This window comes from Shinella sp. (assembly GCF_035998705.1).
Taxonomy (GTDB): Bacteria; Pseudomonadota; Alphaproteobacteria; order Rhizobiales; family Rhizobiaceae; genus Shinella.
In genome coordinates this window covers 236,131-250,339 of record NZ_DASYHH010000022.1, presented here as the reverse complement: position 1 = coordinate 250,339, position 14,209 = coordinate 236,131, and the positions used below count along the sequence as shown (strand labels likewise).

18 protein-coding genes and 1 pseudogene are annotated in these 14,209 nt (G+C 56.7%); 10 read left to right on the top strand and 9 right to left on the bottom strand.

From position 1 onward, the window contains the following. The first annotated feature begins 117 nt into the window (after window positions 1–117). Window positions 118–735, top strand: coding sequence for an FMN-dependent NADH-azoreductase (locus tag VGN93_RS17870; RefSeq protein ID WP_327508507.1), 618 nt, complete (start codon window positions 118–120; stop codon window positions 733–735). Between the two features lie 69 nt (window positions 736–804). Here VGN93_RS17870 and VGN93_RS17865 read toward each other — a convergent pair. Then, a pseudogene (locus VGN93_RS17865) lies at window positions 805–993 on the bottom strand (isoprenylcysteine carboxylmethyltransferase family protein); the annotation flags it as partial. A gap of 21 nt (window positions 994–1,014) precedes the next feature. Next, entirely contained in the window at window positions 1,015–1,911 is an 897-nt protein-coding gene (locus VGN93_RS17860; protein WP_327508506.1) for an NAD(P)/FAD-dependent oxidoreductase, read from the bottom strand. A 118-nt stretch (window positions 1,912–2,029) separates the two neighbouring features. Here VGN93_RS17860 and VGN93_RS17855 point away from each other — a divergent pair, with 118 nt between their 5' ends. From VGN93_RS17855 to VGN93_RS17820, 8 genes are all read left to right on the top strand, one after another. Next, window positions 2,030–2,677 carry a TetR/AcrR family transcriptional regulator gene (locus VGN93_RS17855; RefSeq protein ID WP_327508505.1) on the top strand — a complete coding sequence of 216 codons (648 nt, stop codon included), beginning with the start codon at window positions 2,030–2,032 and terminating at the stop codon, window positions 2,675–2,677. Window positions 2,678–3,013: 336 nt separating this feature from the next. After that, a complete protein-coding gene (locus VGN93_RS17850; RefSeq protein ID WP_327508504.1) occupies window positions 3,014–3,325 on the top strand; it encodes a hypothetical protein in 312 nt (103 codons plus the stop codon). Continuing rightward, window positions 3,322–4,617: a relaxase/mobilization nuclease domain-containing protein gene (locus tag VGN93_RS17845; RefSeq protein WP_327508503.1), complete on the top strand. Its 1,296-nt coding sequence runs from the start codon at window positions 3,322–3,324 to the stop codon at window positions 4,615–4,617. The genes VGN93_RS17850 and VGN93_RS17845 overlap by 4 nt, the downstream gene beginning before the upstream one ends. A 23-nt stretch (window positions 4,618–4,640) precedes the next feature. After that, on the top strand, window positions 4,641–5,165 hold the full coding sequence (locus tag VGN93_RS17840) for a hypothetical protein (protein ID WP_327508502.1): 525 nt from the start codon (window positions 4,641–4,643) through the stop codon (window positions 5,163–5,165). Continuing rightward, window positions 5,162–5,392, top strand: a complete 231-nt coding sequence (locus VGN93_RS17835; RefSeq protein WP_327508501.1) for a hypothetical protein — start codon at window positions 5,162–5,164, stop codon at window positions 5,390–5,392. The genes VGN93_RS17840 and VGN93_RS17835 overlap by 4 nt, the downstream gene beginning before the upstream one ends. Further along, window positions 5,389–6,852 carry a type IV secretory system conjugative DNA transfer family protein gene (locus VGN93_RS17830; protein ID WP_327508500.1) on the top strand — a complete coding sequence of 488 codons (1,464 nt, stop codon included), beginning with the start codon at window positions 5,389–5,391 and terminating at the stop codon, window positions 6,850–6,852. The genes VGN93_RS17835 and VGN93_RS17830 overlap by 4 nt, the downstream gene beginning before the upstream one ends. Before the next feature lie 15 nt (window positions 6,853–6,867). Further along, on the top strand, window positions 6,868–7,977 hold the full coding sequence (locus tag VGN93_RS17825; protein WP_327508499.1) for a hypothetical protein: 1,110 nt from the start codon (window positions 6,868–6,870) through the stop codon (window positions 7,975–7,977). A 19-nt stretch (window positions 7,978–7,996) separates the two neighbouring features. After that, window positions 7,997–8,848 carry a hypothetical protein gene (locus tag VGN93_RS17820; protein ID WP_327508498.1) on the top strand — a complete coding sequence of 284 codons (852 nt, stop codon included), beginning with the start codon at window positions 7,997–7,999 and terminating at the stop codon, window positions 8,846–8,848. An 80-nt stretch (window positions 8,849–8,928) separates the two neighbouring features. Here VGN93_RS17820 and VGN93_RS17815 read toward each other — a convergent pair whose 3' ends face one another. From VGN93_RS17815 to VGN93_RS17785, 7 genes are all read right to left on the bottom strand, one after another. After that, window positions 8,929–10,236, bottom strand: a complete 1,308-nt coding sequence (locus VGN93_RS17815; RefSeq protein WP_327508497.1) for a DUF6602 domain-containing protein — start codon at window positions 10,234–10,236, stop codon at window positions 8,929–8,931. Window positions 10,237–10,270: 34 nt separating this feature from the next. Further along, window positions 10,271–10,573, bottom strand: coding sequence for an addiction module antidote protein (locus VGN93_RS17810; RefSeq protein ID WP_327508496.1), 303 nt, complete (start codon window positions 10,571–10,573; stop codon window positions 10,271–10,273). 1 nt (window position 10,574) lies between these two features. Then, complete coding sequence (locus VGN93_RS17805) at window positions 10,575–10,871, bottom strand: type II toxin-antitoxin system RelE/ParE family toxin (protein ID WP_327508495.1); 297 nt, start codon at window positions 10,869–10,871, stop codon at window positions 10,575–10,577. Between the two features lie 258 nt (window positions 10,872–11,129). Next, entirely contained in the window at window positions 11,130–11,402 is a 273-nt protein-coding gene (locus tag VGN93_RS17800; RefSeq protein ID WP_327508494.1) for a hypothetical protein, read from the bottom strand. 65 nt (window positions 11,403–11,467) lie between these two features. After that, window positions 11,468–12,025, bottom strand: coding sequence for a hypothetical protein (locus VGN93_RS17795; protein ID WP_327508493.1), 558 nt, complete (start codon window positions 12,023–12,025; stop codon window positions 11,468–11,470). 88 nt (window positions 12,026–12,113) lie between these two features. Continuing rightward, a complete protein-coding gene (locus tag VGN93_RS17790) occupies window positions 12,114–12,857 on the bottom strand; it encodes a hypothetical protein (protein WP_327508492.1) in 744 nt (247 codons plus the stop codon). After that, the gene (locus VGN93_RS17785; RefSeq protein ID WP_327508491.1) at window positions 12,857–13,111 is read right to left on the bottom strand and encodes a hypothetical protein; all 255 of its coding nucleotides are present in this window, start codon (window positions 13,109–13,111) and stop codon (window positions 12,857–12,859) included. Before VGN93_RS17785 ends, VGN93_RS17790 begins: the two co-directional genes overlap by 1 nt. 277 nt (window positions 13,112–13,388) lie before the next feature. On the opposite strand from VGN93_RS17785, the gene VGN93_RS17780 reads away from it, so the two are divergent. After that, the gene (locus VGN93_RS17780; RefSeq protein ID WP_327508490.1) at window positions 13,389–13,985 is read left to right on the top strand and encodes a recombinase family protein; all 597 of its coding nucleotides are present in this window, start codon (window positions 13,389–13,391) and stop codon (window positions 13,983–13,985) included. Window positions 13,986–14,209: the final 224 nt, after the last annotated feature.

Below are 14,209 nucleotides of genomic sequence, written 5' to 3'. Positions count from 1 at the left end.
TCCATCACATTAGACGATAGAGATGATCGCTTTGTTATCGCTTCTGCCGCTAGATGGAAAGCCATATATGTCGTCTGCATCTGTCACGGCTGTTCAGCCCAAAACCTTGAGGACGCCATGCCCAACCTTCTCGTTGTCGAAACCAGCGCGCGCGGCGAAGCTTCGATTTCCCGTCAGCTGACCAAACGCCTTGTCGCCAATTGGCTCGAGGTGCATCCGGATGGCGCGGTCGTGCGGCGCGACCTGGCCGTGGATGCGCTGCCGCACGTGACCATGCCGTGGTTATCGGCCTATTTCACGCCACCGCATGCCCATACCGCGGACATGGCCGAGCAGCTGCGTCTCTCGGACGCGCTGGTTGCCGAATTGCTGGCAGCCGACGAGCTTGTCATCGCCACGCCGGTCTACAACTATAATATCCCGGCCAGCCTCAAAGCCTGGATCGATCACATCGTGCGCAAGGGCGTCACGCTTGGCTTCGACGGCAAGGGACTGCTGACCGGCAAGAAAGCCACCGTGGTGCTGGCGTCCGGCGGCATCTATGGCGAGACCTCGCCCATCGACCACCTCAATTTTGCTCCGCGATACCTCAAGGCCATTCTCCACGTGCTCGGCATCACCGACGTGAGGATTATCCATGGCGAAGGTGCCAAGGCCGTGGATATGGGTGAGGCAACGATGGACACGTTCATCGACGCCGTCATTCCGAAACTCAATAGCCCTGCGGCAGCCTGATTGATCGGGAGTATGCGGGCCCCCGATGGAGCCCGCTTGCTTCCACCGAGTTCAGGCGTGCTGCAAGATCGCCGCCGCAAGCATCACCGCCGCGCTGGCAACGAACAGCAGCGCGCCCGTCGCGACCGGCAACCGCCAGTCGATGCCGAACGAGCGCAGGGCGACGAACCATTCCGCCGCCAGCCCCAGCAGCAGCGCTCCCAGATAGATGAAGGGCGGAGGGAAGCGCACACCCGCGCTGTCCGGTTCGACGGGCATGCTCACCGCCAATCTGTAGTCTCAAACCAGCATCGACTGCTGGGCGAAGATACCTGCCATCGCGCCGTGCGATGATGCCAGGGTGACCGATGGCGGCGTAACGGGGTTGGCGAGGTCGCCGGCGGCGTAGATGCCGGGCGTGCTGGTCTCGCGGCGCTCGTCGACCTTGAGGATGATGCCGAGGGGCGTATCGACCGTGGCGAGGCCCAATGATTGATGCAGGCTTGCGGACGGCTTGTTGCGTGGATGCGCGAACAGGATGTCGACCGCGAGATCGTGACCGGCATCGAGCTTGACGGTGGCGTTATGGCCCCCGTGACGGGCGATCTCGATGATCCGGCCATCGACGACAGGTGTGTTGCGGCGCGCCAGATCGGCCCGGATATCGGGCGGAATGTCATGACCATCGGCGAAGACCGTCAACCTGTCGGTCCAATCGTGGAACAGCCTGACCTGATTGTGCGACTGCCGGCCGGACCAGACGAGGCCCCAATGCTGGCCGGCGACTTCAAAGCCGTCGCAATAGGGGCAGGGTACGATGGAGGTGCCCCAGGCTTCGGCAAAGCCAGGAACATCAGGCATCTGGTCGACGATGCCATAGCTCAGGATCAGACGGCGCGCCCTAAGGGTTTCGCCATCGGAAGTGAGGACGGAGAAATCGTCGATGGCGCCGGAGACGCTGTCGGCCCGGGTATTGACCAGCTTGACCGTGGGATAGCGGGCCAGCTGCTGCCGCGCCTCGGCCAGGATGTCCAGTGGCGGCTTGTGATCGTGGCCGAGCAGTCCATGCGAATGGCCGGCGAAGCGATTACGCGGCAGGCCGGTATCGAGAACGGTGACCTTGCGGCGGGCACGCCCGAGCTGCAGCGCGGCGGCGAGACCGGCAAAGCTGCCGCCGATGATGATGACGTCATCCATGGAAATGGGCTCCGTGTTGTGGATGAAGCGCTGGGCCCGGGGCACAACGACTTGCATTTTAGATACTATGCGGTATCCTAATGCAGGAATTACGATACTGTCAAGGACTGGAACTATCGTGACTGAATATAGCCGGGGCCGGCGCGGCCGGCCCGCCAACGAGGCGCTTGGCCAAACCATAGTCGACGCCGCGGGCGAACTCTTCGCGGAATTGGGTTTTCAAGCGACGACATTGGACATGGTCGCCCAGCGGGCAAAGATATCCAAGCTCAGCATCTACCGGCACTTCGAGAACAAGGAGGCCCTGTTCAGCGCGGCCTTTGCGGCCCGCTGCCATCAGTTAATACCACAGGCCCTTTTTGAAGACGTCGATGGTTCGGCCGAAGATCAGCTCATGGCGGTGGGATCATCCCTGCTTCGCACGCTGTTGCGCCCGGGCGTCCGCAGTGTCGAAGCCATGGTCATGACCGACAGCACGAATCAACAGGCGTTGAGCAAGCTCCATTACGAAGCCGGCCCGGCCCACATCATCGCTCAAATCGAGGCCCTGCTGCGTCAGTTGCACGCGAAAGCGGTTCTGAACGTGCCCGATCCTCTCCGGTCCGCCCGCTTGTTTGCCGCGCTTTTCAAAGGATGCGATCTCCTGATGATCGCACGCTTCGATGAGACGAGAGCAGAGGACGACACCGAAATCGAATCCTATTGCCGGTCCGCCGTCGCCATGTTCATCGCCGCGCACGGGGGCAACGACCACGCGGGTGGATAGCCTAGGCGTACTTGCGTGATGTTTTGGATGCTCGCATTGACATCAACCCGACTATTCTCGTTGAGCAGCGGGCTGACCAGCGGCAATAGAGGGCAATCGGCGGAATTTGGCGCGCCTTAGTGAAGAGACGTCGAACGAATTGTTCGAGGTTTTGACGGACTGGTGCGAGTTTCTTGAGCGCCGGGAATCGAAAGATTCTCCGGTGCCGCCATGCCCTTAATAGATACTTTTAATTCAGCAACCACTGAAACAGCCTACGGCAAAGCCGCCCCGAAACAAAGGCGTAAACGTCCTGCGCCATTTAGCATAAGGCTGTCGGACGCCGACCGCGCCCGCTTGGCTATTGAGGCCGCGGGCGCTCCGCTGGGCGCCTATATCAAGGCCAAGGTGCTCGGCGAAGCGCCGTTGCCTATGCGGCGGACGGGTTTATCCGTCGAGGATAGACAGGCCCACGCGCGGGCGCTGGCCCTGCTCGGCCAGACGCGCCTTGCCAGCAACCTCAACCAGATCGCCCATGCGGTGAATATCGGCGTCCTACCTGTTACGCCGGAAACGGAACTGGAGCTGTTCGGCGCTCTCGCCGACATTCGGGAAATCCGCCGCCTGTTCATGACCGCCCTCGGCCTCAAGCCGGAGGGCAGGCCATGATCCTCAAAGCGTCCCAACGCGCGGGCGGACAGGATTTAGCTGCCCACCTCATGCGCGCCGACGAAAACGAGCATGTGCGGCTGCACGAGCTGCGCGGCTTCGCGTCCGACAATCTCAAGGACGCCTTCAAGGAAACCGAAGCGATCAGTCGCGGCACGAAATGCACGCAATACCTTTTTTCCTTGAGTTTAAGTCCCCCAGCCGACGCGCGTGTCTCCATCGAAACATTTGAACTCACCATCGACCGGATTGAAGACCGCCTCGGCCTGCAAGGCCAGCCCCGCGCGACGGTGTTTCATACCAAGGAAGGGCGAGCCCACGCGCATTGCGTGTGGTCACGCATTGATGCCGAAACGCTGACCGCGAAGCAGATGAGTTTCTTCAAGACGAAACTCACGGCGATTTCCCGCGACTTGTATCTGGAACACGGATGGTCTCTCCCTCGCGGTCTTGAGAATTCAGCCGAACGCAACCCGACGAATTTCTCGCTCGCGGAATGGCAGCAAGCCAAGCGCCAGAACATCGATCCGCGCTGGCTGAAACAAGCGGTGCAGGATTGCTGGAAACAGGCCGACGACTGCAAAGCATTCGAGCATGCCTTGCAGGATCGCGGATTCTTTCTCGCCAAGGGCGACAAGCGTGGCTTCGTCGTGCTCGACCATGGCGGCGAAGTCTGGTCGCTGCCGCGTCTGCTCGATGAGAAAACGAAAGACGTTCGCTCACGGCTCGGTGATGGCGAAGACCTCTCGTCCGTCACCGACACGCGCAAGATGATCGGCGCGCGCATGACGCCCGCCATCCGCCGCCATATCGAAGAATCCCGTGATCGGTTCGTGCAGCGCTCGGCGCAGCTTGGCCGCAAGAAAGAAGACCTGACGCGGGCGCATCGCGCCGCGCGGGTCGAACAGGAAGAGCGCCAGAAACGGGAATGGGATCTTGAAACCCTCGCCCGCGCGGGCCGCCTACCCAAGGGCCTGCGCGGTCTCTGGCACCGCCTCACTGGACACTATCAGGATGTGCGCCGCCTCAATGAAGAGGAAGCGCGGCGCTCGGCGATACGGCAGGCCGAAGAACGGCAAAAGCTTGCCGACAGGCAGCGCGAAGAACGCGCCGTGCTTCAAGAGCGGTTCAAGGAACTGCGCAAGGAGCAGGCCGAACAGCTTCTCGACCTGCGCAAGGATATAGGCCGCTTCCTCAAATTCACGCGCGGCGTCGATCCGCCATCGCAAGGCCGCGACACGGGCCGCGAGCAGTCCCGCGCGCCCTCACTTCATCTGAAACTCGAACGCTGACCTTTTTAACAAGGAGACAGGTCATGTCCCAGAAAAACGATGAAACCGCCGCCATCGCCATGGTGATGGCGTTTCTCGGTGCCGCCGTGATGATGTTCTTTTTCGTGATCTTCACGATTGCCGCCTTCGTGACGTTCGTGCTCACGATCCTGTGCCTGCTGTCGTGGAACAAGCCGCTGCAAATCGGCAGGCTGGTCTTCATGCCCCACGAATCCCGCGCCTTCGTGCATTTCGGCCTAGCAGGCTCGCTACTCGTGCCAACCTTCATCCTGTTCGCGAATCTGTTCCTCAACATCCATATCAACTGGAACTATCTGCCTTACATGATGCTCGGCGGGTACATGCTCGGCTCGCTCGGCCTCATGATGATGCTGGGACAAGAAGCGCAGCAGGTCGCGCCGCCTACTGAATACATGCCGCGGCGCCACCAGCTTCCGGCACCACCGCAACGCGCCCAGCCGCGCCAGCAATCAGAGAGTTTCCGCTTTGCCAGTTGGGACGACGAGGAATCGCAGAGCAACTGGGAAGATGAGGACGACCAGGAATGAGCGTCCGTCGCCTCGTGGAAATCTATCAATTTTTCTGGATGCTGGAATCCCATGCGGAGCAACGCCTCGCATGGGAAGACGCCGCCGAGGCACGGATAGCCCGCGACCGCGCCGAAGCGCAAGCGGCGGCGCAACTGCAAGCCATGCTGGATGCCAACCCGAGCGGCCAGCTTGGCAACGCGCAGCTAAACGACCCGCAAAGCCTTGAGGATTCGGGACTGCTATGAAGGATGTAACGACCTATCAAAATATCCGGCGCGGCATAGAAATGGGCTATCTCAACGGAACGGCCCTCGTCTACGGCGGCACGGAACCCGTTGCCATCGACGCGCAGGCGGGCAAGGGAAAGCTGGCCCGCTTTCTCGGCGTCAATCTGGTGTCGCCGCGCACGGCGCACCTGACAAAGATCATCACCGACCCCAAGGACGCGGAACTGGCGTGGATTTCTTGGAAGACGCTGGAGCGGCAAGGCTATATCGTGCGCTTCATCAACGCGGGCCAGCTCTACGGCTATCCGTCCGAGACGTATAATTTTAACACGCGGCTGCTGGAGATCGCGGCGCAACCTGCGCTGCGGTCCATCGTCGGCGAAGTCGCCTATGATTGCGCGAGCTATCTTGTCGCTATCGACCCGCACCCCTCGCACCGCTGGATAGGCCAAGGCGTGCGGACGGCCTTCGCGCTCTACAACAAGATAACGGCGCTCTATCCGTCTAAACGCTGGCCCTGTACGGCTGGCGGCTTGTGGGACTTCTTCGGACGGGGCCGCGAGGAAATCGCCGACGATCTTTATGTATGGGCGAGCGACGGGCGGATGCAGGAAGACTCCGGCATGTGCCGCCAGATTGCCAGCCTGACGCAATCGCGCGACCAGTGGAACGCCTATTCGTCCGTCATTGTCGAACGGCTGCAAGGCTTCCAGCCAGGTTCGGCGGCGCGGGCCGCGACGGAACGCAATTCGTTCGATCCTGCCGATATGAAGCACGAGCGCACGGCGCTGTTCATCATCGGCTCGGCTCGTTCCGAGACTAGCCGGAACTTCGTCGGCTCCATGACCGCCGCCGTGATCGAGCGCTTCGCCGACGCGCACGGCCCCTTGCGGGCGCTTGTCGTCGGCGAGGAATGGGGCCAGCTTTACGTGTCCAACTTCTATGAAATCCTCACCCTCTACCGTCAGGGCGGCGTCAATTTCCGTGGCGTGTTCCAGAACGCGGCGGCGCAGATCGAGGCCAAGTACGGGCGCGAAACCGCCCGTATCTGGAAAAAGGCCGTGGCGCACACGCTGTATCGCGGCCTGCCCGATACGGACACGCTGAAAGAGATCGAGCACCGTTCCGGCAAAACTTCGGTGATGGTGCGCGGCTTCAACGTCAACAACAATCAGGTGAACGGCTCTGGCGACAATCTCTCGGAACAGGCCCGCCCCCTGTTACAGGTCGAGGATATACGCGCCGCAACGGGCTTTGAGTCCGGCCTTCTCGAAAGCCGCGACCATGGATATTTCACTGTCGATATGCCTTATTTCTGGGAACGGGAAGAGATGAGCGGCTTGCTCCGCGATGTGCGCAACAAACCCGATAAATATCGTTGGCTCGGAAAGCCCGAAAACATAAGCGCTATGCGATCTCCTAAATTAACGAATCCCTCTATGCTCGAATACCTTTATTCGTCGGACAGAGAGCAATAGGAGCGATTCTCCGTCATGAAAAACACTTTTGATTACCATCGCGCCAATCCGCAAATTTCTCTCGATAAATACGTCTCGGCGAAAACTGCGGAACTGGGAAAGTCGCTAGAAAGCAGAAAGGCAATCTATCTGGACATGAATTTCTGGATAGATCTTCAAAAAGCGGACCAATCACATGATACATCATCACGCCATTCAGAGCTTTTGCGGCTGGTATCGGAAGCGGTTGCAGGCGGATCAGTATTCTGCCCGATAAGTGAGAGCATCTTTCTTGAGCTTCTCAAGCAAACCGATTTGAATTCACGCGTTCAGACCGCTTCACTTATAGACAGGCTCAGCTTGGGCACCACACTTGTCGATCCTGAAACACGCGTCATCATCGAATTAACGCACCTCGCCCGTACCTCCATATCGGAAACTACCCTCTCACAGCTCCGGCATCTTGTCTGGACAAAACTACCTCATGTTCTGGGTGTAGCACATCCCGTTCCGTCAGGATTCGACGAGCCGACCCTGCTAGTAGTCCAAAAGGCCTTTTTCGATCATCTGTGGGATTTCCCGCTAGAAGAGATAATGCGGCTGACCCCTAATATTCCCGACGCCCATCAGCTTAAGCTAAAAGATGCGACCGATATGCTGAACACCGGAATCGCTCAACATGCGAAAACCATCGCCAATTTTCAACAAGCGCTCGATGCGGAACTGCTAGGCATGGCCGACCTTCTCTCCGCTAAGCTGTTGCAGATTCTTCCGCCTTTCCCTCCCGAGGTAAGTGATGCAGCATCAGGGGTGCTTGATGATAGCTCGCGGAACGGGGCTTTGGGCCTGCTCTACAGCGCGTTGAAATCAAATAAGGAGATCAGAAAACGCCTGCCGACGGTTTACGTCCATGCGTGTCTTCATGCCGCGATCAGATGGGATAAGCACAGACGATTAAAGGGAAACGATTTATACGATTTTAATCACGCGTCTGCCGCACTATCGTATTGTGACGCCTTTTTCACGGAAGGACCTTTAAAATCACTGCTTTCCGCTCGAAATATCGCTTTGGATAAAGAGTTCGATTGCAGAATAATCTCGAACGCGAGTGAAGCAATAACTTATATTTCGGAATTAAAACATTAGCCCCACTCGGATAGGCGGTATGGCAATAGAATTGAATTTTGGGTTTCTCCCCCAACGACTTGATTTATCGATAGGGCCGATTGCCATTGCATCCCTTGACGATCTCGATGAAATGATCCGCGAATACCCAACTTGGGAGGGAGTCGAAAAGAACTGGATATATGCTGGCAACCATCCCTCCGACCGAGTATTCGGCTTACCGAAAACACACCGGATTAGCCATGCAGATGCGGATAGCGAAGAACATGTGGAATTTCTTGTATGGTGCCTTTCATTTTTCATCGGCATGCGACTTACCACAACAACGGCAGGATTTCTTGACGCCACACCGCTCAAACAAGGAGCGTTGGTGGATTTCCTGTGCCGCGATAAGGACATTGCGAGTGGGGTAGAGGCGGCGGATATGTTCTGGTGTCAAAACAGAGCACATCCCGAGCGATGCAAGAGAGTCGTTTCGGCGATCCACGCGCTTTTTATCGCTCAATACCCACACAATTTGCAGTTCGAGCGGTTTATCTACTTATACACCGCGCTTGACGCATGCTTCGCGCTGACAAAAGTAGTCAAAGGTGTACGAGCGCGCATACCACATGCCAAACTCATTGACTGGATGTGCGGCCAATTTGGGATGGACACGCCCGTATGGTCGGCCCAAGCTGCCGACCTTCGCAATAATGCTATCCATGAAGCTATGTTTTCAGAACAACCTCTCGGCTTCGCCATTTATGGGAGCGGAGGAAATTTAAACCTCACAATGGAGATGGAGGCATTTATCAATAGGATAATTGTAGCAATATTATGCGGAACGCATATTGATTATGTACAAACACCTGTCAACTCGGGAATGACGCATATAATAAAATTGGCGTAATTATTTCAATAACTAAGTTCGTATAGCAGCTTCAACATCCATTTCCCTCCGCACTCTGCGGAAACCCCAACATGACCACCTTAATTAACCGATTTATTATTTCTATTTTCAGATTTCGTACGTGCAGAGCGCTTAATCCGCTTCGTTATGTCAGCAAAACATTTAGGGCATGGTTCAATCAGCATTTCAGTTTTAAGGTAATGCCATGGCAGCCAAACCCGCATACCCTCGACATCAATCATCTCAACCATCATACCCCCGCCTTCATCGATCAAAATATCTGAAAATGGCAGGTTGTTCGGATTGTATATCCGAACAAATTCTTGTTGATTTTCATACATCTCTTCGTTCTGCGGCTTTCCGGCTGCTATATCCATAGCTCTTATCCAGTTTATTCGTTCCGCACTCCGCGCATACTGAACGATCTTATCAATATTCTCTTCATTTATTCTTTTAAGATATGTTCCATGCTTACTGCACGGCCAAAGCTCCGCAACCGAACCCGCGGAAAAAGCGTAAGAATGTGAGCCGCTAACAAGCGGAAGTTGCTCATAGCTCCAGTGATCTGGAACACCTGCCACGGATGATTTCAGAATATCCATTAGCCTAAGATAAAATAATGAAAGACAGTTCCCCGTATGATCGGGAAAACCGTAAACGATGGGACTTTCTAGTCCTTTTAAATCCTTCTGCTCAAGACAATACTTCTTATCAGAACCCGCTACAAAGTAACCCTTGTCGAGAATGAATATCCCGTTCGGGAAAAATTCTGCCGGATTTTCAGCGAGAAAGGAACCCAGCTCCCTGCAAATCTCGCCCCACTCCAGCTCGTATTCATATGCGAACAAAATTCCAAAACGTCTTTGCAAAGGAGTCGAGACAGAAAACCCGCCGAGTCCCCGTTCAGATCTACCTGGCGTAAGAGATTTGAATGACTTTATGTTCTCCAATCCTTCACGAAGCGCGGTCTTTGTTAGTTTCGATTTAACCTGAATTGTTCCATGAACGGATTCAATCGGAAAATACTCAAGAGTTCCCGAAAACCGTTTTAATACAATACTCTCACTTTTATCATATATTAATATATCAAGCTCTGGGCTAATTCGCCCATCACTCGATACCGCCCTTGTACTAAGCGACGACACCGCATATTTTTCAGGAATTAGGCCGTGAGATACAAGAAAATGTCTGAGAATCTCTTCCCGTTGATCCCCCTTATCGCGAGGATGCTTTATCGGCTTTGTTCGCTCATACGTTTCTAAGAGGATTTTTTGAAGCTCTCTTAGTTCATGATGTAGACCATGAAACTCCGCAATCATCGAGCGCTTGGCAAGGGCGTCATCGGTTATGTCGCGTATCCATTTGTACCGATCTGTGAGATCATCCACGTCGCTACGTCTTGCCATGCGTTTGAGCCAGTCTTTATGCGTGCGTCAGTTGCGTATGTGGTCTTGTAGTCAACTCTATGCCGAGTGCCTTCATCACCGCAATCGTCGTTTTCAGCGTTGGATTGCCGTTCTCGCTGAATGAGCGGTAGAGCTGTTCGCGGGAAAGCCCCGTTTCGGTGGCAATCTGCGCCATACCCTTGGCGCGGGCGACGACACCGAGCGCATGGGCGATATAGCCCGCATCTTCCGATGCAAAAGCTTCAGCCATGAACGCCGCAATCGCCTCATCGGTCGTTAGCCCCTCTGCGAGGTCGAAGGTGGTAATTTTCTCTGCCATTTCACTCACTCCATTCTGCTGCCAGACGTTTCGCCGTTTTGATATCCTTGCTTTGGGTGCTCTTGTCGCCGCCGCTTAGCAAAAGGATGATTTCGTTGCCGCGCTTCTCAAAATATACGCGATAGCCGGGGCCGTAGTGGATGCGTAGTTCGCTAATGCCTTCGCCGACAGGCTCCACATCGCCCGCATGCCCGTAAGCAAGACGGTCAAGCCGTGCCAAAATCACGCCTCGGGCGCGCTGGTCTTTCAGCTTGGTCCACCACTTACGGAAGGTTTCCGTCTGCTTTAGTTCGATCATATCTAAATGTAGTTTTTAAACTACATTTTGTCAATAAAAATGATCTGTTCCCTGTTCGATGCGGGCCGCAGGCCGCGAGACCCCGCCCGCAGGGCGGAAGCGATGTTCCCCGTCCCGATGGCTTCCGGCTATCGCGGAAGCGGGCAAATTGCATAAGCGGATGCGTTGCAATAGGCGGTTTTCCGGCTGGCCGGAAAATGCCCCAACGGGGCAAGCCGGTTGCCTGCGCCGTGATACCCTACGATGACCGGATGAGGATTATTTGTACTGCGCGCACATGGGGCCGACCTTCCGATAGGTCTTGAGGCCGACCATGAAGAGCGGCTGCACGAGGAAACTGCGCTGATCGACAATGGCCTGCGCCTGGCAGGCGCAAAAGGCGGAACTGTCTCCGCAATGCTTGATGATGTCGTTGTACTGCTCGTCGGTCGAATAGATGAAAGACAGGGCAAGACACAGACCGAGCCATATGCCGATAAGGCTGAATACCCATCCGAACTTCTCAAACCCATTGGCGGCGCTGCCAGACATAGACGCTCCGTTGCAGAATATGCGCGATGCCCACCGATTGTCGCAACCGGCGGGGATTGAGGGATTTACGACTGTTTCGAGCTATGCGCGGCGTCTCGCTCGTAGAGAACGCGCCAATCGCGTCCACGGACAAAGCCGCCGATGAGATAGCAAGCTGGATGCCCGATGGCGCATAGCAGCGCCCCAAAGCGGTTGCGGCGGGCGGTGTCGCCGTAAAGAAAAGCGATGTGATCGGCGCGGGCGTGCGCAAGCACGCGCCAGAAGGCTGTCGCCCGTTTTGAGCGGCGCAACACCCGCACCAAGGGGATCGCCCATGCATGGTAGCCGCGATAATGGCGCTCGGTCAGATGGGCGCGGGTATACTCCAGCCCTTGGAGATAGTCGGCGCGGCTCATGAGGCCCTTGCCGTGCAAATAGGTGCAGATAACGGTGGCACTGTCATCCTGCTTGGCGCTCCGTCTGGCCTTGCGCTCGTTCTCTTCGCGTTCTTCGCGCAATCTGCGGTCGAGATAGGATTCTTGGTTTTGCTTTGCGCGGTTATGATCGACGGCCCCGAGCATGACGCCCATGGTGCCGTCGTTGTGGCCGGTGTTTTTCGCTCGATCATATGAACTGCCCCACATATCGTTCTCCTTCGATTGAGTGGTTGCCTCGGATGCGAAAACTGGCGGCAGAAACGCCGCGATGCGTCAGTACGGATGCGGCGGCGGATTAGCCGCCGAAGATGGGAGACATCACGCGCGATGCCGGTGAGGTCGGCGCCATGTCGTCCGTGCGATCGAACTCCTCGCCGTGCGTGGTGGTGTGGTCTGGTGAAGCTTCAGGCTGGATGCCCATACGGCGTTTGACAGGCTCGGGAGCGTTTTCGGCAAGCAGGTCTTCCAACTCGTCCATCCGGTCCTTGGTCATCGGCCGCTCGCTTTGCTCGTCGCGAATCTCATCTTGGAAACGCTGATATTCCAGCAAGTCGCCGCGCCGCTCGGATAGGCTGATTTCCCGCTCGAAGGGGTTTTCATAGCGCTCCCATTTGGGACGCCACTCTTCGATCATCATCGGGTCGATGTCTTTGACCTCAGCACCATGCTCATCGAATACGCTGGTCCCGTCTTCCGTACGGAATACCCGTCTGCCGTCCGGCAAGACATAAGCCTTGGAAAGCAGGCCTTGCAGCTCCTCGCGAACGGTGGCGAGTTCCTCTTCATTTTCCATGAGCGCGTCTACGGTGGCGGCATCATAGAGGTCGAGCTTTGCGGTGAAGGCGACGATGTCCGTATCCGTTGCGAGCACGGACACGGCGAAATCGAAGAAGGCTTCATGCTGGTCGTCCAGCGCCTCTTCGCGCTTTTTTTCACGCTCCTGCCGGTCACGCTCCAGCACACGCTGTTCATCTTCCCGCCGCCATGCAGCATGCTTCATGAATTCCTCACGGAACGAGCGAAGTGCGATTGTCTGCATCAGCGTCCGCACTCCTTCGTCAGCATGGCCGCGACGACTGCGCCCGCTGTGTAGTCGGGAAAGCGTTTGAAGGCCGCGAGGATTTCATGCGGCCTTTCCTTGTTCTCGTAGAACCAATCGTAGATGCAGCGCATCGCCTCGGCATCCTTGCCGTTTCCGGCATAGCGGGCGTAGGCAAGACCCTCGACAATACCCGCCATAAATGGATAGCGCTCTTCGGCCTTCATTTCTTTGAGAATGACGCCCGCCGTCATGGCGGTGTCGGCGTTTGCGGGCGCGGCCATCCCGAGAGACAGCAGAAAGGCAGCGGATGCCGTTACTTTGGCAACCCGCGAAAACGACCGTTTGTGTTGGAATTTGAAAAGACGATCTTTGCTATGAGACAATAGTGAAGAAATTAAGGAAAATCAGAATGTTGGTAGTAGCGGCAAATTCGCAGAAGGCTTACGGGAGCGTCCCGCAAAAACGGTCGTTTATGTCAATCACAAACGTGAGCCTAGCGACCACCTAACATATTGATTCACATGCGAAATGATCGAGAAACTCAATGAATACAATGGTAGGCGAGTGGGCTATCTGCGCTGCTCCCGCCCGGATCAATGCCTTGACCGCCAGATAAACGCGCTGCGGCCCCATTGCGATGAACTGCACCCGGAGTCCGGCAGCGCGGTTGCCCGCAAGCGGCCCATATTTGAATGGATTATCAATAGCTTGCGAGAGGGAGACGTCTTGGTCGTGCTTGATGTGGATCGCGCCTTCAGATCGCCCATCGACGCGCTACTTACAGAGGAAAAGCTAAGTAAGCGCGGCGTCTTCCTCCACATCGTCAATGCGGCCATCGACACATCGACAGCGGAAGGTGAGTTCATATTCACGATTCTGACGGCGCAGGCACGGCTGGAACGGCGGCACATATCGCGCCGCACCAAGGAAGGGCTGGCGGCGACCCGCCAGCGCGGGACACGGCTGGGCCGTCCGCCAAAGCTGACGGTCGATCAGCTATCGGCGGCGCGGCATCAAATCGAAGGAAAGCTGGCGACCATCGGGGCCATTGCCGCCGAATTCAAGGTCGATCCGTGGACGCTGACGCGCTCGTTGCGCAGGTGGATGGATGCCGAAGCGCACTGACGTTTTATGCGATGGGGTCATGGGGAGAGCGGCAATCTCGCCCCTGTCGGGCGCCGCAGCCGAAACAGCGGTCGTGGTCGAGGGGCGCGAAAGCCCTTCGTCGGTCCCAAGGCGGAACGCTTTGGCGGGATGGGTCAAGGGAAGACGCGGCGTCTTTCCTTGTCTTGGGGTATCGGGGAGCAGGAACGCGCCCTGATTGGTGGCGCAGCGGCCAGTCGGTGCGA